The organism is Exiguobacterium sp. s127, from assembly GCF_018618695.1.
Classification (GTDB): domain Bacteria; phylum Bacillota; class Bacilli; order Exiguobacteriales; family Exiguobacteriaceae; genus Exiguobacterium_A; species Exiguobacterium_A oxidotolerans.
The window spans coordinates 336,094-356,174 of sequence record NZ_JACSMO010000002.1 but is presented as its reverse complement, the minus strand read 5'-3'; the positions used below and the strand labels follow the sequence as shown (position 1 = coordinate 356,174).

General features: G+C 48.4%; 18 protein-coding genes. All 18 read right to left on the bottom strand.

Annotated features, from left to right (window positions below):
• Window positions 1–99 precede the first annotated feature (99 nt).
• Entirely contained in the window at window positions 100–1,557 is a 1,458-nt protein-coding gene (locus tag KNP98_RS04865; protein WP_214810802.1) for a phytoene desaturase family protein, read from the bottom strand.
• Window positions 1,554–3,170: an alpha/beta hydrolase gene (locus KNP98_RS04860; protein ID WP_214807715.1), complete on the bottom strand. Its 1,617-nt coding sequence runs from the start codon at window positions 3,168–3,170 to the stop codon at window positions 1,554–1,556. Before KNP98_RS04860 ends, KNP98_RS04865 begins: the two co-directional genes overlap by 4 nt.
• A 92-nt stretch (window positions 3,171–3,262) precedes the next feature.
• Window positions 3,263–4,435, bottom strand: coding sequence for a glycine C-acetyltransferase (locus KNP98_RS04855; protein ID WP_214810800.1), 1,173 nt, complete (start codon window positions 4,433–4,435; stop codon window positions 3,263–3,265).
• Complete coding sequence (tdh, locus tag KNP98_RS04850; protein ID WP_214771647.1) at window positions 4,435–5,523, bottom strand: L-threonine 3-dehydrogenase; 1,089 nt, start codon at window positions 5,521–5,523, stop codon at window positions 4,435–4,437. Before tdh ends, KNP98_RS04855 begins: the two co-directional genes overlap by 1 nt.
• Before the next feature lie 97 nt (window positions 5,524–5,620).
• Window positions 5,621–6,487: a 2-oxoacid:ferredoxin oxidoreductase subunit beta gene (locus tag KNP98_RS04845; RefSeq protein WP_214807711.1), complete on the bottom strand. Its 867-nt coding sequence runs from the start codon at window positions 6,485–6,487 to the stop codon at window positions 5,621–5,623.
• Window positions 6,474–8,225, bottom strand: a complete 1,752-nt coding sequence (locus KNP98_RS04840) for a 2-oxoacid:acceptor oxidoreductase subunit alpha (RefSeq protein ID WP_214810798.1) — start codon at window positions 8,223–8,225, stop codon at window positions 6,474–6,476. Before KNP98_RS04840 ends, KNP98_RS04845 begins: the two co-directional genes overlap by 14 nt.
• A gap of 201 nt (window positions 8,226–8,426) precedes the next feature.
• Window positions 8,427–8,687 carry a stage V sporulation protein S gene (locus KNP98_RS04835; RefSeq protein ID WP_029333189.1) on the bottom strand — a complete coding sequence of 87 codons (261 nt, stop codon included), beginning with the start codon at window positions 8,685–8,687 and terminating at the stop codon, window positions 8,427–8,429.
• A 29-nt stretch (window positions 8,688–8,716) separates the two neighbouring features.
• On the bottom strand, window positions 8,717–9,511 hold the full coding sequence (locus KNP98_RS04830; RefSeq protein ID WP_088836707.1) for a TIGR00282 family metallophosphoesterase: 795 nt from the start codon (window positions 9,509–9,511) through the stop codon (window positions 8,717–8,719).
• Between the two features lie 49 nt (window positions 9,512–9,560).
• Window positions 9,561–11,123 carry a ribonuclease Y gene (rny, locus tag KNP98_RS04825; protein ID WP_214810796.1) on the bottom strand — a complete coding sequence of 521 codons (1,563 nt, stop codon included), beginning with the start codon at window positions 11,121–11,123 and terminating at the stop codon, window positions 9,561–9,563.
• Between the two features lie 269 nt (window positions 11,124–11,392).
• On the bottom strand, window positions 11,393–12,433 hold the full coding sequence (gene recA / locus KNP98_RS04820) for a recombinase RecA (RefSeq protein WP_029333186.1): 1,041 nt from the start codon (window positions 12,431–12,433) through the stop codon (window positions 11,393–11,395).
• Between the two features lie 103 nt (window positions 12,434–12,536).
• Complete coding sequence (locus KNP98_RS04815) at window positions 12,537–13,778, bottom strand: competence/damage-inducible protein A (RefSeq protein WP_088836706.1); 1,242 nt, start codon at window positions 13,776–13,778, stop codon at window positions 12,537–12,539.
• A gap of 70 nt (window positions 13,779–13,848) precedes the next feature.
• Window positions 13,849–14,427 (bottom strand): CDP-diacylglycerol--glycerol-3-phosphate 3-phosphatidyltransferase, encoded by a 579-nt coding sequence (pgsA, locus tag KNP98_RS04810; RefSeq protein WP_088836705.1) that lies wholly within the window; start codon window positions 14,425–14,427, stop codon window positions 13,849–13,851.
• A 46-nt stretch (window positions 14,428–14,473) separates the two neighbouring features.
• Window positions 14,474–15,370, bottom strand: a complete 897-nt coding sequence (locus KNP98_RS04805) for a helix-turn-helix domain-containing protein (RefSeq protein ID WP_214810794.1) — start codon at window positions 15,368–15,370, stop codon at window positions 14,474–14,476.
• A gap of 31 nt (window positions 15,371–15,401) precedes the next feature.
• Window positions 15,402–16,181: a DUF3388 domain-containing protein gene (locus KNP98_RS04800; protein WP_088836704.1), complete on the bottom strand. Its 780-nt coding sequence runs from the start codon at window positions 16,179–16,181 to the stop codon at window positions 15,402–15,404.
• Window positions 16,182–16,274: 93 nt separating this feature from the next.
• A complete protein-coding gene (ymfI, locus tag KNP98_RS04795) occupies window positions 16,275–16,979 on the bottom strand; it encodes an elongation factor P 5-aminopentanone reductase (protein WP_214765307.1) in 705 nt (234 codons plus the stop codon).
• A gap of 3 nt (window positions 16,980–16,982) precedes the next feature.
• Window positions 16,983–18,251: an EF-P 5-aminopentanol modification-associated protein YfmH gene (yfmH, locus tag KNP98_RS04790; RefSeq protein ID WP_029333180.1), complete on the bottom strand. Its 1,269-nt coding sequence runs from the start codon at window positions 18,249–18,251 to the stop codon at window positions 16,983–16,985.
• The gene (gene yfmF, locus KNP98_RS04785; protein WP_088836701.1) at window positions 18,251–19,504 is read right to left on the bottom strand and encodes an EF-P 5-aminopentanol modification-associated protein YfmF; all 1,254 of its coding nucleotides are present in this window, start codon (window positions 19,502–19,504) and stop codon (window positions 18,251–18,253) included. Before yfmF ends, yfmH begins: the two co-directional genes overlap by 1 nt.
• Window positions 19,505–20,053: a cob(I)yrinic acid a,c-diamide adenosyltransferase gene (locus tag KNP98_RS04780; protein WP_088836700.1), complete on the bottom strand. Its 549-nt coding sequence runs from the start codon at window positions 20,051–20,053 to the stop codon at window positions 19,505–19,507.
• Window positions 20,054–20,081 lie beyond the last annotated feature (28 nt).

The following is a 20,081-nucleotide window of genomic DNA, read 5'->3' as shown; positions in this document are numbered from 1 at the left end:
TGGTCATGACTACTTACTTCCCGTCTCTCCCCCATCATAATCCTGTTCTGACAAAAAAGCGACCATTCGGCCGCTTCTTTCATCATTTCACAAAGTCATTCAAATCTTGACACCTAACTGTCGGGCGACATGAATCGCTGACGTCGACGCACCGATTGTCCCTGCCCCCGGAAAGACGGTATCGCCAATGACGTAGAGATTCGGGACACCGGTCCGAAATGATGCCGCGCGGAACAAACTCGTTGAACGCAATTGCGGATAACCGCCGACGCCACCGTCCGGTCGTGACGTGTAACGCACCCAGGCGCCCGGTCCACCAGGATGACGTTCGATTGCCTGCTCGCGAAAGCCGGGAAACTCCTGTTCGACAATCGTTTCAAATACATCCTGCATTCTTTCGATCTGATGCCCGTAATGTACGTTGTCCGTAGCATCAAAGTAACCAATCGGGACGTGACAGGACATCGTCAATGTCCGTACGCCCTCCGGAGCCCGTTTTACATCACCCGAACGTGATAATGACAAAAAGGCATGACCCGATGGTAACCGTTCATCGTGAATTTGTCGAAAGGCACTATCGGATGTAACCAATTTTTCCGGAAAGGCAGCATAATACGTGAATGTGGCCCATTGCGCCAGTTTCCTTTGTCTTGCGTACGTCCGTTTAAGCGTCCGTAAAAGAGGTGGACTGACGAGACGCTGCATCGCTTCGAGTGGGAGCGCACCGATGACGACATCCGCTAGCAATAGACGACCGCGACGATCTTCTAGTAAAAAACCATCTGCCGTTTGCATGACCGACGTGATTTTACGACCAAGTAACATCGTCGCCCCGTCATGTTCTGCCGATTCTTTCAGGATTTCTGTGACTCGATAAAGACCGCCCGGCACATAGTACGCACCGTCGTGATAAATCGATAAGGCAACGGCACCGAGTAACGCGGACGCTTCCTGACCGGTCTGCATACTGTCTAATAAAATCCCGTCCACCAGCCGAGCGAAAACCGATCCTTCCAACCCATGGCGCCGTAACACTTGTCCGACGGTCTGTGTGACGTACGGAAGTAAAGGCAGGCTCGATTGCGCTTCTTTTATTATCAACTGTGCATCGTACAAAGTTCGTACAGGTAGTGCCGGAAGTGACTCCATTAAAGGAGCGACATGACGTTGAATCTTATCGATTTCTTCAAAAAATGCGCCGATTTGCTGCGCCTGTTGTGGGAATACATCCTGTAGTTCCCCGATGAATCGAGCACGGTCACGGTAATAGGCAACATCGTGCCCGTCGATTTTAATCGTCATTACAAGATCAAGTAACTCCGTTTCGACATCTAACCCCAAGTGTTGCAAAACCCGGTCATGAATGCCGCCTCGTTGAAAGCCCATCCCGAGTGTCGCGCCGACCGGGTACGTCAAGTCTTTCCGGGTGAATTTGCCTGCGGAGCCCCCCCATTCGCGACTTCCTTCAAGCAATGTCACGTCATGCCCTTCTCGAGCGAGGAGTGCCGCCGCTGTCACGCCGGCAATCCCTCCGCCAATAATCGCGACGCTTTTCATTGATCGTCCTCCTCTTCCAAGACTAGATTTTCTTTAAATAAGAAATCGCGTACTTCGCGGAAGACCGGTTCGCGCCGGTGAATCGTGAAGTGATCATACTTATATGACTTCGTCTGGATGTTGTCCGTATAATCTTCGAGCGTGAACGAACTGTCTAACGGAATCAGATTGAAGTCGCCTCCTTTGGCACCGAAGGAGTAAACAAGGACATCACGCGGCCATGTCTCGAGCCGCGCTTTCAACCGCTCGATCGCCTTTGAGTTCTCTGCTAAATCCTGAATCGCCGGACTGTTCGTATTCGTCCCGAACGGAGCAAGCGTCAAGCCGAGCGTCGCATAATTTGATCCACCAATCGGTGCATCAAGCGTGACGACTTTTCGAATCGTATACGGAAGATTTTCGTTCAACGTATATTCGACGACGTCGACTCCACCCATACTGTGACCAACAAGTTGGATGTCGGTAAACGACGCCTTTTGTTGCTTGTCATACTGAGCGATCGCGGCTTCAAGCCACGTCTGTTGCTGCGCAAGGCTTGCTTCATCGTCTTCGAAAATGATACGAACGAGCGGGAAACCGGTCGATGAGTCCTTGACTTTACAGGTTACCTTCCCGGTCCGATCAACATCACATCGCCCTCCGTCATCCGCTAACTTTTTTTCCGTAAAGTTTTCAATCATCGGTAAGAAGGTCCGTTCCGTCCCGAACAAGCCATGCACCATGAACGTCGGGACAATCTCCCCCTTCGATTCCGTCACGATTTGCGTTGTCGGCGGCGGGGCACTGGCCGTCTCGTCAGCAAAGATTAACCAAGCACCCCCTCCGAGTAACAGACAAACGAGTAGCGAGATACTGATTGTCTGAAGTTGCTTGCGGCGTAATTTCCGCACGTGGTGGATGATCCAAAACGTCAAGAGACCGAGTCCGATTAATAAGACGACCCCCGTGATAATCCAGCCCGTCGGATTCGGAACGTATGCCACGAGTTGCAATTGATTGTCTTTCGTCCCGTATAATTTCCACGAGACGTCATTGTAGTTCGCCCAGTCGATTTTCTCCGCATTTTGCAAAGCGACGACTTCCGGGACGTGCAGTTTAATCTCGATGTCCGCTTGGCGGATGTAACGATCGGCTAACTTTTTAACTTGACCTGTAGGATGATAGCCCTTGATATTTAAGCGATCGATACTTAAGTCGATGTTCGTATTTAAACGGTACGTATTAAACCAAAAACCTTCCTGCTTGTCCACATCATACGTCGTATCGGGCGGAATCAAGATTCCCCCGACACCTGTCTTCCATTCCTCTTTAATCGAGGCCAAATCTTCAAGGTTCGCGAAGGTTTTTTCCATACGAAGTCCTTCATAGTCGTCTTTCGTTTTGAAGGTCGACGCTGCATAGCCGTTTTTTTCAGCCTGCTTCGCATACATCTCCCAGTCCGGATTAAAGTTCAATAATCGTGCGACCGGATGTTCTTTTGCTGCATACGTCGTCTTCAAGGTGACACTTTGATCCAGATGGACAGTCGCATCATACTGAATGCGAATGCAGCCACCGAGCAAAAACGTCAGCATCAACAGCGATGCCAGCAACAGCTTTTTTTGAATCGTCATAAAGCACGTGCACTTCCTTTCTGAAGTTCTCTTTTCCCTATCATACAATCGAAAAAACAGCCGAATCAATCATCGGCTGTTTTTCTATCCTGTTAAATCAAGTTTAATTCTTGTCCGACTTGTTTGAAGGCTTCGATTGCTTGCTCCAAGTCGTCCCGCGTATGCTCTGCCGTAACGATTGTCCGGACACGTGCTTTCCCTTTCGCAACGGTCGGGAAGGCAATTCCTTGCGCGAAGACGCCGTGAGCACGCAGTTGATCGGACAACTTATGACAAAGCGCTTCGTCCCCGACGATGACCGGTGTGATCGGCGTCGTCGATGTCCCGATGTTAAAGCCAAGATTTCGGAGTCCTTGTTTGAAGAACTCTGTGTTTTCCCAAAGACGATCGAACAGTTCCGTCTCTTCTTCCATTACCCGCAGTGCTTCCCGATTTGCTTCGACGACTGCCGGCGGATGTGACGTCGAGAAGAGGAACGGGCGCCCTTTATGGATTAAGTAATCTTTAACATGCTGTTCACACGCGACATACCCGCCAAGGACACCAATTGCTTTCGACAAGGTACCGACTTGGAGGGCGACACGACCGTCAAGCCCAAAGTGGTTGACCGTCCCGCGACCACTTTTTCCTAAAACGCCTGAGGCATGCGCGTCATCGACCATGACAAGCGCATCGTACTTTTCTGCGAGTTCGACGATTTCCGGAAGTGGTGCGATGTTACCGTCCATTGAGAAGACGCCGTCCGTGACGACGAGTCGTGTCCGTGCGTCTTGCGTCTCTTGGAGCGCTGCTTCAAGATCAGCTAAGTCGACGTGTTTGTAAATGCGGCGTTTCGCTTTCGTCAAGCGAATCCCATCGATGATCGAAGCATGATTAAGGGCATCGGAAATGACGACATCCTCTGGTCCGAGCAGTGCCGACAAGACACCGAGGTTCGTTGCGAATCCCGACTGGAATACAAGTGCTGCTTCCGTATGTTTGAATGTTGCAAGTTCCCGCTCGAACGCTTCATGCATTTCGAGTGTTCCCGCGATCGTCCGGACCGATCCTGTCCCGGCACCGAATTCAAGCGCTGCATCCGCTGCCCGTTTTGCGAGTCGCGGGTGCGCTGCGAGTCCGAGATAATTGTTTGAAGATAGTTGAATCAGTTCTTTTCCATCAATCGTCACACGATTGTGTTGTGCACTTTCGAGTGGTACGAGCTTGCGGAATGTCCCCGCCGCTTTCATTTCCTCTAATTCTGTTCGTAAGTGTTCGAAACCCATTAATTCGTCCCCCTTGGTTGTAGTACAACTTTTCCACATTTCCCTTGGCGCATCAATTCGAAGCCTTCTTCGAATCGTTCGAGCGGTAATGTATGTGTGATTAACGGTTTGACATCGACCTTGCCGCTCGAAAGAAAGGCTGATACTTGGCTCCATGTCTCGTACATCTTCCGCCCCGTGATTCCTTGGACGCGGACCCCTTTAAAGACGACATGGTTCGTCAAGTCGATTTCAACCGGTTTGACGGGCAGACTTAAGATGTTGACATCTCCGCCTGCCGTCACCATTTCAAAGGCTTGACTGATCGCGACCGGATGACCACTCATCTCGCAGACGACATCGATTCCGTCGCCGTCCGTCATCATCATGATCCGTTCGATGACATCATCATGGCGTGAATCAAGAACGACATCTGCGCCCATCGTCTTCGCAAGCTCTAACCGATACGGATTGACATCAATCGCGACGACTTCCGCTGCCCCTGCCGCTTTCGCGACCGAAACGGCCATCAAACCGATTGGACCACAGCCGACGATGGCGACCGTCTTGGCACTGACGTCGCTTGCAAGTACCGTGTGGACGGCATTTCCCATCGGTTCTTGAATCGACGCGATGCTTGCCGGCATTTCTTCCGGATTGACCCAGAGGTTTTCTTCCGGCATGACGACGTACTCGGCAAAACAGCCTTGCGTATCGACACCGATGATTTTCGTATTTTTACAAATATGATACTGTCCCCGTAAACACTGTTTACATTGATGACAGACGATGTGTGTCTCAGCTGAAACATGATCCCCAAGCTTCAGACGTTTTGTCCCTTCGCCGAGTTCGACGACTTCTCCCGAAAACTCATGTCCGAACACGTATGGCGGATTGACACGAGACGCGGCCCAGGCATCCCATTCGTAAATGTGGACGTCTGTCCCGCAAATCGAAGTCGCTTCAACGCGAATCAATACTTCACCGCGTCCCGGGACAGGAACCTCGACTTCTTTCAAGACCGCTCCAAAACCACGCTCTTCTTTGACGAGTGCCCGCATCGTTTTTGTTTGCGTCGTCTGTTCTTCCATCGTCACTAACTTTGTCATATTTCCCCGACTCCTTCATGGGTCTTACCTGTTTCTCTAATCGGTAATGACCAAATGTTTAGCATCCCCAAAAACCAAACCATCATTCGACTCTATTTTACATGAATTCCGCAGCGAGTTGGTTAAATGTTTCTTCATTCATTTCAAGATCGGCAAACGTCAGTCCCGTCTCATCATACCCATCGATTTGTGACTGATAGTCGAGCCGTGACTCATCTTGATAAATCAGACCCATGACGAGTCCGTCGTGCTCATGGACGACGCGTTTCGCTGTATCGAGATTTGTTGCATCGTACCCCTCAATCTCGTCCAGTTTCGTCAAATTTTGTTTAAACCAATCGTACGTGTTGACCTTGTTAAACGTCACACAGGGACTGAAGACATTAATGAAGGCGAACCCTTTATGTTCCGTCGCTTGTTCAATCAGCCGTGTCAATCCTTTCAAGTCGTTCGAGAAACTTTGGGCGACGAACGTCGCACCCGCCGTCAAAGCAAGCTCGACCGGTGAAATGCTCTTCTCAATCGAGCCTTTCGGTGTTGACTTCGTTTTGAATCCGGGAGCTGACGTCGGTGATGTTTGCCCCTTCGTCAAGCCGTAGATTTGATTGTCCATGACAATGTACGTCATGTCGACATTTCGTTTGAACGCATGAACCGTATGCCCCATTCCGATTGCAAAACCGTCCCCGTCCCCGCCGGACGCGATGACTGTCAATTCCCGGTTCGCCATCTTGACGCCTTGGGCAATCGGGAGCGAACGACCGTGGACACCATGAAACCCATAGGTGTTGATATAACCAGAAATGCGGCCGGAACAGCCGATTCCAGAAATCAAAGCCAGTTCTTCCGGCTCAAGACCGACGTTCGCGACGGCACGTTGAATCGCTGCTTGAATTGAGAAGTCACCACATCCCGGACACCAGTTCGGTTTGACATCATTTCGAAAATCTTTAAAGGTTGCCATTAAAAACGCCTCCTGCTACTACCTGTTCTACGACTTCTGCCGGATAGAACGGATCACCGTTGAATTTCAAGATATGTTCAATCTTGTCTGCGAACCCACAGTTCATCTGAATCAGTTTCGCGAGTTGACCGGTCGCATTGTATTCGACGACGACGACTTTTTTCGCCCGCTCAAGATGTGGCCGGACGAGTTCACTCGGGAACGGGTGCATTTGACGAATATGCAAGTGATCGACCTTCATCCCTGCATGCTCTAGACGTGGCATCACTTCTTCAATCGTCCCGCGCGTCGAATTGAAGCCGACGAACAGGATGTCTGGTGTCTGATGCTGTTCCGTCACAAGGACAGCGTCTGCTAGACGGAATTGATTGAGTTTGCGTAAACGTTTCGTCATTTGATCGACCCGGTTCTTCGTTGCTTCCGAGGGACGTCCTTCTTCGTTATGTTCGACGCCCGTCACGTGATGAATCCCGTGTTTCATTCCCGGGACGACACGCGGACTGATCCCGTCTTCCGTCACTTCATACCGTTTGAAGTAGTCTTTCCCGGAAAGCTCCGGTAAGTCGCCTTGCAGTAATTTTCCGCGTCGGATTTCGACCCGTTCTAAGTCGAGCGGTTCGACCGATTGTTTTCCGAGCGATAACATCAAGTCGGTCAAAAGGATGACCGGACATTGGTATTCTTCTGCGATATTAAAGGCTTCTGCCGCATCATAAAACGCTTCTTCGACCGTCGACGGTGCAAGGACGACTTTCGGAATCTCGCCATGCGTACTGTAAATCATCGCCATTAAGTCCGATTGTTCTTGTTTCGTCGGGAGTCCCGTTGACGGTCCTCCCCGTTGTGTATCGATGATGACGAGTGGTGTTTCCGTCATCCCGGATAACCCGATGGCTTCCGCCATCAACGACAGTCCTGGTCCAGCTGACGCCGTCAAGGCACGGACACCGGCATAGTTCGCGCCGATCGCCATCGTGACAGCTGCCAGTTCATCCTCTGTCTGAACGACCGTTCCCCCGAACTGTGGTAATTTCTTGATTAAGTACTCCATGATTTCTGACGATGGTGTAATCGGGTAAGCGGCCATCAAGCGGGCTCCCCCTGTCACGGCACCGAGGGCAATCGCATCGTTGCCAATCATGAACATGCGTTGCTTCCCGTCGGCCGGTTCCAGGATGAACCGCTCGGCATCGAGTGCCATCTCTTCAAAAGCAGCTGCTCCTTCCCGAATCGCCGATAAGTTCTTTGCGACCATCTCCGGACCTTTGCGACCAAAAATTTGTTCGACGACGGCTTCAAACCGTTCTGGATCAATTCCGAGAATCGCACTTGAAGCACCGATCGCGACCATGTTTTTCATCAGTGCGGTTCCAAGACCCGCTGCGATTTCCGTAAACGCAATCGGATAGAGATCGGCACGCGAAGCATCCGGATTCGTCGGCTTGAACTTTGCGTCGGCAATGATGATTGCCCCCTGGCGTAACTCGTGGAAATTGACATCGATCGTCTCTTGATCAAATGCCACTAAAATATCGAGATCGTCCGCGACGGTCCGAACTTCATGTGTCGCCACACGAATCTTATTGTTTGTATGTCCACCTTTGATGCGTGAAGAAAAGTGACGATATCCATATAAATAATAACCAAGACGGTTGAGGGCAATCGCAAAAATCTCACCTGTCGATTCGATTCCCTCTCCCTGCTGTCCGCCTACTTTCCATGATAATTGATTGTACATCGACGTTCGCTCCTTCTCTGTCCCCTGAAATGATGGAAGCGTCTTACTTTACTATCCTCCCTCATGATACCGATTTACAGATACTTGTACAATCCTCCCCCGGAAATCCGTTCGTTTTTTTGATTTTCGTCACGACAAAAAGACCATCTACTCTAGCCGAGTAGATGATCACGTGTATTTAGGACCTATGTCCGAACGATCTTAGCGTGGTTCAACGATGAGTTTAATTGCAGTCCGTTCTTCGCCATCAATCATGATGTCGGTAAAGGCTGGGATACAGATTAAATCCATGCCAGCTGGCGCAACGAATCCTCGCGCAATCGCGACCGCCTTAATGGATTGATTGAGTGCACCCGCACCGATAGCCTGAATCTCGACAGAACCTTTCTCTCGAAGCACGCCCGCAATCGCTCCTGCGACGGCGTTCGGATTCGATTTAGCTGATACTTTCAGGGCGTCCATGCAATGTACCTCCCAATCAAAAATGACACTTAATCAAAGAATATCGATTGATCCGTCAAATGAATCCGTTCAATCTTCGTTGCTTTTTTCGTCGCATCATCGATATGAATCAAGACTCCATTTAATTGTTCCCGTCCTTCCGCAACTTCAAACCGAGTTGGAAGCTGTGTCTTAAATTTTCGTAAGACATCATCTTTACGCATCCCGAGGACACCGTCCAGTGGACCTGTCATGCCGACATCCGTGATGTAAGCTGTTCCACCGTCAAGCACACGTTCGTCGGCTGTCTGGACGTGGGTATGGGTTCCGACGACCGCTTGAACACGTCCGTCAAGATGATAACCCATCGCGATTTTTTCACTCGTTGCTTCCGCATGGACGTCAACGAAAATCGCATCGACTTCCCCTTCGACTTCCGCAATCAACGCGTCAACAGTCCGGAAAGGATCTCCGAGTGCTGGCAAGAAGACCGTTCCTTGGACGTTGATGACGGCAATCTTTTTATTCCCGACCTTTAAGACCATCATGCCACGACCTGGTGTTCCTTCCGGATAGTTTGCTGGACGGACAATCCGGTCAGCGTCATCAATCCAGTCGAAAATGTCCCGATTGTCAAACGTATGATTTCCCATCGTGACGCCGTGGAAACCAAGTTCGAGTAATTGGTGATAAATTGATTTCGTGATGCCACGACCGTGTGCTGCATTTTCACCGTTGACGAGCATGACGGTTGGATTGTATTTCGACTTCAGACGTGCCGTAAATTGTTGTAAGATGTGTCGACCTGGTGCGCCAACGACGTCTCCGATAAATAAAATCTTCATGCTAATTCCTCCAATACATTAAAAAAGTGGCGGTCGCCCGCCACTTTGCTTATTTTGCGTATTCGACTGCTCGTGTTTCCCGAATGACCGTGACCTTGATATGACCCGGATAATCGAGTTCTTCTTCGATTTTCTTCCGGATATCACTCGCCATCTTGTGTGCTAAGGCATCATCGACGACGTCAGGACGGACGATAATCCGAACTTCACGACCGGCTTGAATCGCAAATGATTTTTCAACACCATCGAATGATTCTGAAATTTCTTCCAAACGTTCGAGGCGTCGAATGTAACTTTCAAGCGTTTCTTGTCGTGCACCTGGACGTGCTGCTGACAGTGCGTCTGCTGCCGCGACAAGGACGGAGATGACCGAAGTCGCTTCCGTATCACCATGGTGAGAAGCAATCGCATTGATGACTGTCGGATGCTCTTTGTACTTCGTACCGAGCTCGACACCAATCTCAACATGACTTCCTTCCACTTCATGGTCAATCGCTTTTCCGATATCGTGCAGGAGACCTGCCCGTTTCGCAAGCGTGACATCTTCGCCAAGTTCCGCTGCCATCATTCCCGCAAGATGCGCGACTTCAAGTGAGTGGAACAAGACGTTTTGTCCGTAACTCGTCCGGTATTTCAAGCGACCGAGAATCTTGACGAGATCCGGGTGGATTCCATGAATCCCGACATCATATGTCGCTTCTTCTCCGATTTCGCGAATTCGCTCATCGACTTCGCGACGTGATTTGTCGACCATCTCTTCAATCCGTGCCGGATGAATTCGACCGTCTTGGACAAGCTTTTCAAGCGCCATCTTCGCCACTTCACGACGAATTGGATCAAATCCAGACAAGATAACAGCTTCCGGTGTATCATCGATGATTAAATCGATTCCCGTTAACGTTTCAAGTGTCCGAATGTTACGACCTTCACGACCGATGATTCGACCCTTCATCTCATCATTCGGTAGGTTGACGACAGATACCGTCGTCTCAGCGATATGTTCAGCGGCGAACCGTTGAATCGCGAGGGACAAGATGTTACGTGCTTTCTTGTCGGCTTCTTCTTTTGCTTTTTGTTCGATTTCTTTTTGTAGCATTGCCGCATCATGCAGCGCAGCTTGTTTTGTCTCATCCATGATGATAGCGCGCGCTTCGTCTTGCGAAAGATTCGCAACACGTACGAGCTCTTGGCGACCTTCTTCATACAGATCCTCAACTTTGCGTTCTAACGCTTCAGCTTGTTGCTTCCGCTTCGCGATCTCAGCGTCTCGTGTGTTGATTTGATCTTCCTTTCGGTCGATTGAGTCGACACGGCGATCGAGAGTCTCTTCTTTTTGGAGCAAGCGGGCTTCTTGTTTTGTTAGCTCTTGACGACGTTCACGAAGTTCTTTTTCTACTTCATTGCGAAGTTTAAAGGCTTCGTCTTTCGCTTCGAGTAATGCTTCTTTTTTCGTTGCTTCCGCTGACACTTGTGCCCGTTCGACGATTTTTGTCGCTTCGGTTTCCGCGCCTTGAATCTTTGCTTCAGCAATCGATTTCCGCAAGAAGTAGCCTACGATGAATGCGATGAGCAAAGTGAGGAGAAGTATGATAATCCAAGTTATTGTATCCATGGGTTCACCTCCCCTTTGCAAGGTGTTTCTTAGTTCATTTCGGTTTTTCATCGAAGCTGTCTAAAAAACGTACATCTATATTGTAAGGATAGCACTCGTTCATTGTCAACGAACGGGCGGGAAAGAATTCCTTTGTTTTCCTCTTTTCAACAAAAAACACCTTGAATCGAAGTAACTTCAACGAAAAATCTAAAAAAAGATAACGTTCACTCCAGCGAGTAAACGTTATCGATTGTTCGATTCACCTTCAAGAAGGAACCGCCTCTATATTATTCTGCGAATAAATCTTCTGTTTCTTCTTCTACTTCCGCATCAAGTGCACGTTCAACAAGACCGTGGTGTTCACGAATCAAACGTTCGACTTCCTCAGCGACCTCAGGATGCTCGACCATGTATTGTTTCGCGTTTTCACGTCCTTGACCGAGACGTTCTGAATTATAAGAGTACCATGCACCACTTTTTTGAACGATATCGAGATCCGTCCCGATGTCGATTAACTCACCGACTTTAGAAATCCCGAGACCATACATGATATCAACTTCTGCTTGTTTGAATGGTGGTGCAATTTTATTTTTAACGACTTTGATTTTTGTTTTATTCCCGACGATATCCGTTCCATTCTTCAATGCTTCCGCACGACGAACTTCAAGTCGAACAGACGAGTAGAATTTCAAGGCACGTCCACCTGGAGTCGTTTCCGGGTTCCCGAACATGACACCGATTTTTTCACGGATTTGGTTGATGAAGATGACAATCGTCTTCGATTTGTTTGTTGCACCAGACAACTTACGTAATGCCTGACTCATCAAACGTGCTTGAAGACCTACGTGGGAATCACCCATTTCGCCTTCGATTTCAGCTTTTGGTACGAGCGCTGCAACCGAGTCGACGACAAGCACGTCTACTGCACCTGAACGGACGAGGGCTTCAGCGATTTCAAGTGCCTGTTCCCCTGTATCCGGTTGTGATAACAATAACTCATCAATGTCGACACCAAGTTTATTTGCGTAGGCTGGATCTAACGCATGCTCTGCGTCGATGAACGCTGCCTGACCGCCTTGTTTTTGTACTGCTGCAATCGCGTGGAGCGCAACAGTCGTTTTACCAGAAGATTCTGGACCGTATACTTCGATTACCCGTCCACGTGGATATCCACCTGCACCGAGAGCTATATCTAATGTGATTGATCCAGAAGAAATAACAGATACTTTCTGGTCTGCATTTTCACCTAGTTTCATGATTGAACCTTTACCAAATTGCTTCTCTATCTGGCGTAATGCCATTTCAAGTGCTGCTTTACGATCACTCACGTAGCAGGCCTCCTTCTATTTATCTTACTGAGATTATTGTACTTCTTTTGAGACCGAATGACAAGCTTTTTACGAACATTTATTCGCATACTTGGAATTATTCTTATTTCGGTTGAACGGCAATTTTCTTAAGGTATTTCAACAGAAGGAAGTACGCATCTTTTACAGAACGTAATCTAATCATACCACGGTCGAATGCTGGGTAGGTAAATTCAACGACCTCCGTTCCGTCCGGTGTTGCTAGGGCGCAATAGACCGTTCCGACTGCTTTTCCACTATTACTCGTCGGTCCCGCTTCCCCTGTCAACGCAATAGCAAGATTCGATTGATAGAGACGTCTCGCTCCTTCAGCCATCGCAATCGCGACGTCAGCGCTGACGGCCGTTTGTTCGCGCAGCAAGGTTTCGCTAACGCTTAACAGGTTACGCTTCGCTGCATCGTCATAGACGACGGCACCTCCACGAAAGCTGTTGCTTGCTCCCGCAATGTCAGTCAAACCGCTCGCAAAAGCTCCTCCTGTTAAAGATTCCGCTGCCGCAAACGTCACGCCTGCCTCTTCACAAGTCCGTAAGACGACTTCCGGTAAACTCGTTTCACCATAGCCATAAAAGTACTCCTCGACTTCCGCAAGGACAAGTTGTTCGAGTTCGTCAAGCATCTCGATGGCAACTTGTTCCTGCGCCGCTTTCGCCGTCAAACGTAACCGTACTTCAGCAAGTTCCGCATACGGTGCGATCGATGGATTTTGTGAGGAACGAATCAAATCGGTCAATCGGTCGTTCAGTGCCGATTCCCCGATTCCGAAAAAGCGAAGTGTTCTCGATTTGATGGTTTCCTGTCCAAACAAATGATCAAAATGATCGGCGATGATTTGCTTCATTTCCCGCGGGACACCTGGTAATAAGATATATTGGTGGTCAGCCGTCTTCAGCGACATCCCTGGCGCGAGACCCGCACCGTTCGAAAGGACATCCGCCCCTTCAATGACCAGCGCCTGTTTTTTTTCATTATCCGTCATCATGCGACCACGTGTTTTCAAAAAACCTTCAATCCGGCTGTACGCGACTTCGTCAACTTGCAAACGACGTCCGAGCAGCTTAGCGAGCACTTCTTTCGTCAAATCATCTTCCGTCGGCCCAAGTCCCCCCGTGATGACGAGGAGGTCGGCACGTGCTTGCGCCTGTTTGAAGACGTCCGTCATCCGCGCCTCATTATCGCCGACGACACTATGATAATGGACATCGATGCCGCAACTCGCGAGCCATTCCGAGAGGTACTGTGCATTCGTATTGGCGATTTCTCCTAATAATAGTTCACTTCCGACTGCTATGATTTCTGCTTTCATCTTCATTCCCCGCTTTCAAAAGTATATAAAAAGACTGTCCGATTTAGCGAACAGCCTTGTTTGAGATAAGTTACATCGATTTCGTGATTAATTTAATGTTTTTTGAGAAATACTCAACGCCTGAGTAAATCGTTAAGATTAACGCCAGCCACATCGTAATTTCAGCAAACGGGATATTGAGTAATGCGAATCCGATATCGTGAAGCAAGAAAGCGATGATTGACGTCAGTTGAACCCATGTCTTCGCCTTGCCTGAGTTTCCGGCTGCTAAGACGATTCCTTCGTCTGATGCGACAAGACGAAGCCCTGTCACGGCAAACTCACGGCAGAGAATGATGACGACGACCCAAGCTGCAACGAAATCGAGCTCTACAAGGTAAACGAGTGCAGCTGCGACTAACATCTTATCAGCGAGTGGATCCATAAACTTTCCGAAATTTGTGACTAACTTATTTTTACGTGCCAAGTAACCATCCAACCAGTCCGTGATGGCAGCAACTGAAAAAATCATCGCCGCAACAAAGTGAGAAACCGGAAGTTCGGCACCGAGAACGTCCCATTGACCCCAGTTTGGGTCGATGGCGAGTACTGCGACAAAGACAGGAATTAACAAGACACGTAATACCGTCAATTGATTAGGCAAGTTCATTCTGGTATCCTCCTCCTTTTTATGTAAGATCAGTAGCTATGCCGTCTTACGGCGTAGCTACTTTCTTCAAGTAAATATTTTGAACGAGGAGCGAACGGTTAAGTTTGAGCTCCTGGTCATTGACGACGATTTTATCGATGCCTTTAATTGAACCGATGCGAATCCGAATCAAATCTGTTTTCGCATCTTTGACGACGACCGGGTTCGGATCGGACGCATTGATATGGTCTGGCGCGAGCGCCTCTCCTTCAAGCGATGTATCACGTACTCCGACAAACGGTGACGGCGATGCATCTTTTTTGATGCTGATCGAGACATCCATCGTTTTATCCGCCGGTACTTCATATGTGATATCTTGCCCAGAGGTCGTTTTCGCCACTAATGGCTTCTTGACTTCCTCTTTCGGTTCTTCTGTCACTTCTTCTTTTGGTTCTTCTTTCGGCTCTTTCGTTGCCGGAACATCCGTCTCCTGACTCGGAGCGTCTCCTTCATCAATCGTCACATCACTCTGTTTCGGTGCTGTCGTATTGGCTTTATCACTCGAATCGAGGAAATTTTGCAACGCATAGTAAAGTGCGACACCAATCGCAAAGATTAACAGGATGATAATGATGTTTGGAATCCACCGTTTGGCAACACTCTTTTTCGGAGCCGTCGACTTCGAATAGGTTGCGCGTCGTGACAACTCGACGACCGGTTGTGCTTCAGGTTCCGGCAAGTCTCGTTTATACGTCTCAAACACTTCGTCTACGTCTAGACCGAGTGCTTCGGCATACGTTTTGATGAAAGCACGTGCATAAAAAGCACCGGGCAATTGATCGTAGGCACCTTCTTCAATCGCGACGATATAGCGCTTTTGAATTTTAGTCGTGCTTTGAATTTGTTCTAGCGAAACGCCTAATGTCTCACGTTGTTCTTTTAAGTAGGTTCCGAGCTCGGTCATCGGTAACACACCTTCCATTTTCATTACTTATTTAAAAATTGAACCATTCATTTCCGCCAAGTGCACGTGGAGGTTCGGTCACGATGATTTCTTCGGTCGTGTTGCGTAATTCAATGATGTAATCGAAATCATCCCACGTGTATTCACTCGACTTAACGAACGCATCCGGATGTTCGACGATTTTCGTCGCTGGCAAACGCATGACTTCACGTAAAATTTGCCAATGGCGCTCATCGAAGTGCCGTTGGGACACAAGGGCATCGATGATGTAGACGTAGTCGCCCGTCCGTTCATCGTCAAATAACGAAGTTCTGACCGTTTGTTTGATTAAAGTCGACGATAAGAACAACCATTTCTTATTTGCACTGACACTTGCTGCGACGATCGATTCTGTTTTCCCGACCCGCGGCATGCCACGGACACCAATCAGCAGATGCCCATCCTGCTTACATAATTCAGCCATGAAATCGACGAGAATCCCTAAGTCTTCTCGAACAAAACGGAATGTTTTTAATTCATCACTACTATGGTCGATATAACGACCATGACGAATCGCAATCCGGTCACGCAACTTCGGCTTCCGGAGTTTGACGATCTCAATCGTCGGCATCGTCTTTAAGATGGCTGCGAGTCGCGGTATTTGATCAGGCTGTTTCGTTTGAAGTAACATGCCGCGGCGCTCACGATCAACACCATTGATCGTGACAATCGAGATATGCAGCATCCCCATAAGTGAGGCAATATCTCCTAGCACCCCCGGACGATCGACATTCAATTCGTACTCAAGATACCACTGTTCGAATTCACCCACTCGCTAGCCCTCCTCGTCTATACGGTTATCCATTCCTCATGTTAAATGATTTTTTGAAAAATGAAAAGCATTCCTCGCTCAATTCTCAAGCGATCACATCCACGCGCCATCAATTTTTAAAATGGCTCCCGAGATATATCCAGCCTCTTCCCCCATTAAAAATGTGATAGCCGAGGCTACTTCTTCTTCCGTCCCGAACCGACCAGCCGGAATCTCCGCTAAGGCTTGTTCGCGATCTTCCTTCGAAAAAACAGCATTCATCGGCGTATCAATCCAACCAGGCGTGACAGCATTGATTCGTCCGTTCATTGCGCCTAGTTCTTTGCTATAGGCTTTTACGAAACCAAGTTGTGCCGCCTTACAGCTCGAATAAACGACTTCCCCGGCTACGCCGAACTCGCCTAAGACACTGCTGACGACAACGATCGACAACGGTGCGGAGAATGGTTTCTTATGTGTCAAGAACTGACTGATGCGAATGAGCGATTCGACGTGCAAGGTCATCATCGATTCAATTGAGTTCGTCGATTGATCGATTAACAGTCCACTAAAGCTCGTCCCGGCGATATGGACGAAACCATCGACTGGTGGCAAACCCTCACAAAGAGAGGCAATCTTTTCCCGATTCGACAAATCGCCTGCGACGATTTCAGTCGTCACAGGCAACTCCTGTACAAATTGCTCAAGCTCGTTTCGGCGTTGATGTGTATGCAAGACAAGTTCATGTCCGGCTGCTGCCAGGCGTCTCGCTGTCGCTAGACCGATGGCACCACTGGCACCTGTAATAAAAATCCGCATCGGTTAGACATATGGTTTGACGATTGAAATCGCTCGGTTCTCAAGCGCAAACAATTCGTCAAAACGTGCTTCAATTTCCTCTTTCGTAATCGAAGCAATCAGTGTCGGCAATGCAAACATGTTCGTGTCCGCTAAAGCATGACGTGAAAACTGATTGGCGATAAATTCCGGCGAATTCAATGCCCGTAAGAATTTCCCTTGCATCATATTCCGCTTCCGGACGACTTCCGTCTCGCTGAACGAGGGACGCTTTGTAAGAAGCTCCTCATACGCTGCGATGAAACGTTCCGGATCTTCCGTTTCCATCCCGAATGTTGCAAAAGCAAATTCTTCTTCGCTCGAATAATCAAAACTGAATGTATCGTCAATCAATCCTTCTTCATACAAGTCGAGATACGTCGACGAGGTTTGATCAAACAGGAGATGTAGGAGTAACTCACTCGTCATTTCTCGGCGGACTTGTTCTTCGCCACGAAGTGATTCATCTTTATATCCAATCAAGACTTTCGGTGTCTTGACGTCGAGCTCGAGTTCGAATCGCGGACGTGCGACTTCTTTTGGTTCAACGCCGTAATCGCGTTCGATTGCCGGACGGTCTGTATAATCTTTTTTCGCTTGATTTTGTTTGATCAACTCAAGCGTTTCCGCAGGATTGATGTTTCCGACGACAAACAAAACCATGTTCGACGGATGATAGAACGTCCGGTAACACGTATACAAATCATCGGCTGTAATCTTGTCAATCGACTCCGGTGTACCTGCGATGTCAATCCGAACCGGGTGATTCGCGTACATCGATTCGATGAGTCCAAAAAATAGACGCCATCCGGGATTATCTTGGTACATTTGAATTTCTTGCGTAATGATGCCTTTTTCCTTCTCGACACTCTCCGGTGTAAAGTAAGGATCTTGAACGAAATCAATCAATGTTTCGAGATTTTGCTCGATCAGCGATGTCGCAGAGAACAAATACGCTGTCCGTGAGAATGATGTAAAGGCGTTCGCGGATGCACCGAGACGACCAAATTCTTGGAAGACGTCCCCTTGCTCCGACTCAAACATTTTATGCTCGAGAAAGTGGGCAATCCCGTCCGGTACGCTCACCCAGTCCTCACCTTTTTTGAAACGATTGTCGATTGAACCATAGCGGGTCGTAAACGTCGCATACGTTTTTTCATAACCTTTTTTCTGAAGTAAATAAACAGACAAGCCATTGTCTAATTGTTCGAAAAATACCGTTTCGTCTGTATCATGATACGTTAACTGTTCCATTATTCTTCACCTCGCAATAAATAGACTGCCTCTAATTCGATTTTAGCGGCTAGACGGACGACATCTTCACGCGTCGCCGTCTCGATGATATGAATTTCATCTTCTAGCGTCAATCCACGCATTTTCGATCCGTTCAACCAGCCAATCAATTGTCCGGGTTGATCGAGAATTTGACGACGCGCATTGATGAGCATCGCTTTCGTTTGCGTCAACTCTTCAGCCGTAAAGTTCCCGGCTTTCAAATCGACAAGCTGTTCCTTGATGATTGTTTCTGCCCGTTCCGCTTTTTGAGTTTCGACACCGGAGTAGACATATAATGCACCATTCAACGCCGCATAACGCGATGCTGCATAATACGCGAGACTTTCTTTTTCCCGGACATTCATGAACAATTTCGAATGGGGAAATCCACCAAAAAGACCGTTGACGATTTGCATCCGAATCGAATCAGCAGATGTCGGATCGACTGCAACACGGTAGCCTAAATGTAACTTTCCTTGTTTGATTGGTTGTGTCTCTGATGAACGCTTCACACCGGCGACTTGTTTCAAGGCCGGGATATAATGACTCGTTTTTTCACTGTGCGAAGGCAAGAAGGATAATGCCTCTTCCATTTCATCACGCGTCACATGACCGACGACGAAAACATCGATCCGGTCGTTTTCAATCATCGACCGATATGTATCGCGCAAGGAGGATGTTGTAATTGCCTCTAATCCTTCGAGCGTACCGAGTGACGACAGTGAAACGGCTTCTCCAGGGGCCATTAACTCAAGAAGACGCTGCTGGGCAAAACGCATTTTATCATCATAAAGTGAGCTGATCCGTAACGCATGGAGACGTTTTTCCTGTTTGACGAACTGTTCACGGAAGCCGCCTTCGGTTAAATCAGGATAGAAAATCATTTGTTCGAGCAAATCAAGCGCCTCTTCAAGCAACGTCTCATGCCGTACGAGATCACCTCGGACGACGTCGAGCTGGAATGAAATAACATGCTCTTCGCCGAATTTCGAAGCATCTGCATAAAGTCCCGCATCATATAAGGTTTCGAGTGGTTCACGTAGCGCCTTCATCGATGGATAGGCCGCTGTCGATTTTTCCATGATGTACGGTAAGATCGCCCGGCTCGTCAGCGTTTTTTCTTCAAGTGGTGCAGAAAATGTGACGAGTACGGTCGTTGTCTTGAATTTATCGGTCGGGACGAGATGGTACGTCGTCCCCTCTTTTTTCCACGTTTCGAATGACTGACTCATTTACTCTCCATCCTTTCGTTTAAACACATGTGCACTGCGAAGGTATTCAATATCTGCTGTTTGATTGACTGCATTCTCATAACGCGCTGCGGCAAAGAAAAAGTCACTCAGTCGGTTGATGAATGGCAAGAGGTGACGGGCTTGAGCGACATCGACCATCGAACGTTCAATCCGTCGACAAATCGTTCGCGCAACATGTAGGCTTGCCGCCGCTTCCGTTCCGCCTGGCAAGATAAACTTATCGAGCGGGGGAGATAATTCCGTTAAACTATCAATCCAACTCTCGAGATTTTCTGTCGCAGTTTGACTCAAGCGGGATTCTTTTTGTTCGACGTACATTAAGTCGCTCCCACAATCAAACAAGGCATGTTGAATGACAATCAATTGTTCTTTTACTTCAATCGAAGTTGCTTTTGTCCGTGCGAGGCCGACGAAGCTGTTCAGTTCATCCAGTTCACCCATCAAATCGATTTGCACATCATTTTTTTTAACGCGGCCACCGACGAGCGATGTTTCCCCTGAATCCCCGGTTTTTGTATAAATCTTCATTTTTCTCACTCCTATAGCGAAAGGAAGC

Excerpts from the sequence above, each read along its gene's own strand:
- KNP98_RS04865 (WP_214810802.1), bottom strand. The coding sequence starts at position 1,557 with ATGAAAAGCGTCGCGATTATTGGCGGAGGGATTGCCGGCGTGACAGCG.
- KNP98_RS04815 (WP_088836706.1), bottom strand. The coding sequence starts at position 13,778 with ATGAAAGCAGAAATCATAGCAGTCGGAAGTGAACTATTATTAGGAGAA.
- rny (WP_214810796.1), bottom strand. The coding sequence starts at position 11,123 with ATGGATACAATAACTTGGATTATCATACTTCTCCTCACTTTGCTCATC.
- tdh (WP_214771647.1), bottom strand. The coding sequence starts at position 5,523 with ATGACAAAGTTAGTGACGATGGAAGAACAGACGACGCAAACAAAAACG.
- KNP98_RS04840 (WP_214810798.1), bottom strand. The coding sequence starts at position 8,225 with ATGTACAATCAATTATCATGGAAAGTAGGCGGACAGCAGGGAGAGGGA.
- KNP98_RS04780 (WP_088836700.1), bottom strand. The coding sequence starts at position 20,053 with ATGAAGATTTATACAAAAACCGGGGATTCAGGGGAAACATCGCTCGTC.
- KNP98_RS04805 (WP_214810794.1), bottom strand. The coding sequence starts at position 15,370 with ATGACCGAGCTCGGAACCTACTTAAAAGAACAACGTGAGACATTAGGC.
- pgsA (WP_088836705.1), bottom strand. The coding sequence starts at position 14,427 with ATGAACTTGCCTAATCAATTGACGGTATTACGTGTCTTGTTAATTCCT.
- KNP98_RS04855 (WP_214810800.1), bottom strand. The coding sequence starts at position 4,435 with ATGGGTTTCGAACACTTACGAACAGAATTAGAGGAAATGAAAGCGGCG.
- ymfI (WP_214765307.1), bottom strand. The coding sequence starts at position 16,979 with ATGCGGATTTTTATTACAGGTGCCAGTGGTGCCATCGGTCTAGCGACA.
- KNP98_RS04835 (WP_029333189.1), bottom strand. The coding sequence starts at position 8,687 with ATGGACGCCCTGAAAGTATCAGCTAAATCGAATCCGAACGCCGTCGCA.
- yfmF (WP_088836701.1), bottom strand. The coding sequence starts at position 19,504 with ATGAGTCAGTCATTCGAAACGTGGAAAAAAGAGGGGACGACGTACCAT.
- KNP98_RS04830 (WP_088836707.1), bottom strand. The coding sequence starts at position 9,511 with ATGAAGATTTTATTTATCGGAGACGTCGTTGGCGCACCAGGTCGACAC.
- KNP98_RS04860 (WP_214807715.1), bottom strand. The coding sequence starts at position 3,170 with ATGACGATTCAAAAAAAGCTGTTGCTGGCATCGCTGTTGATGCTGACG.
- yfmH (WP_029333180.1), bottom strand. The coding sequence starts at position 18,251 with ATGGAACAGTTAACGTATCATGATACAGACGAAACGGTATTTTTCGAA.
- KNP98_RS04845 (WP_214807711.1), bottom strand. The coding sequence starts at position 6,487 with ATGGCAACCTTTAAAGATTTTCGAAATGATGTCAAACCGAACTGGTGT.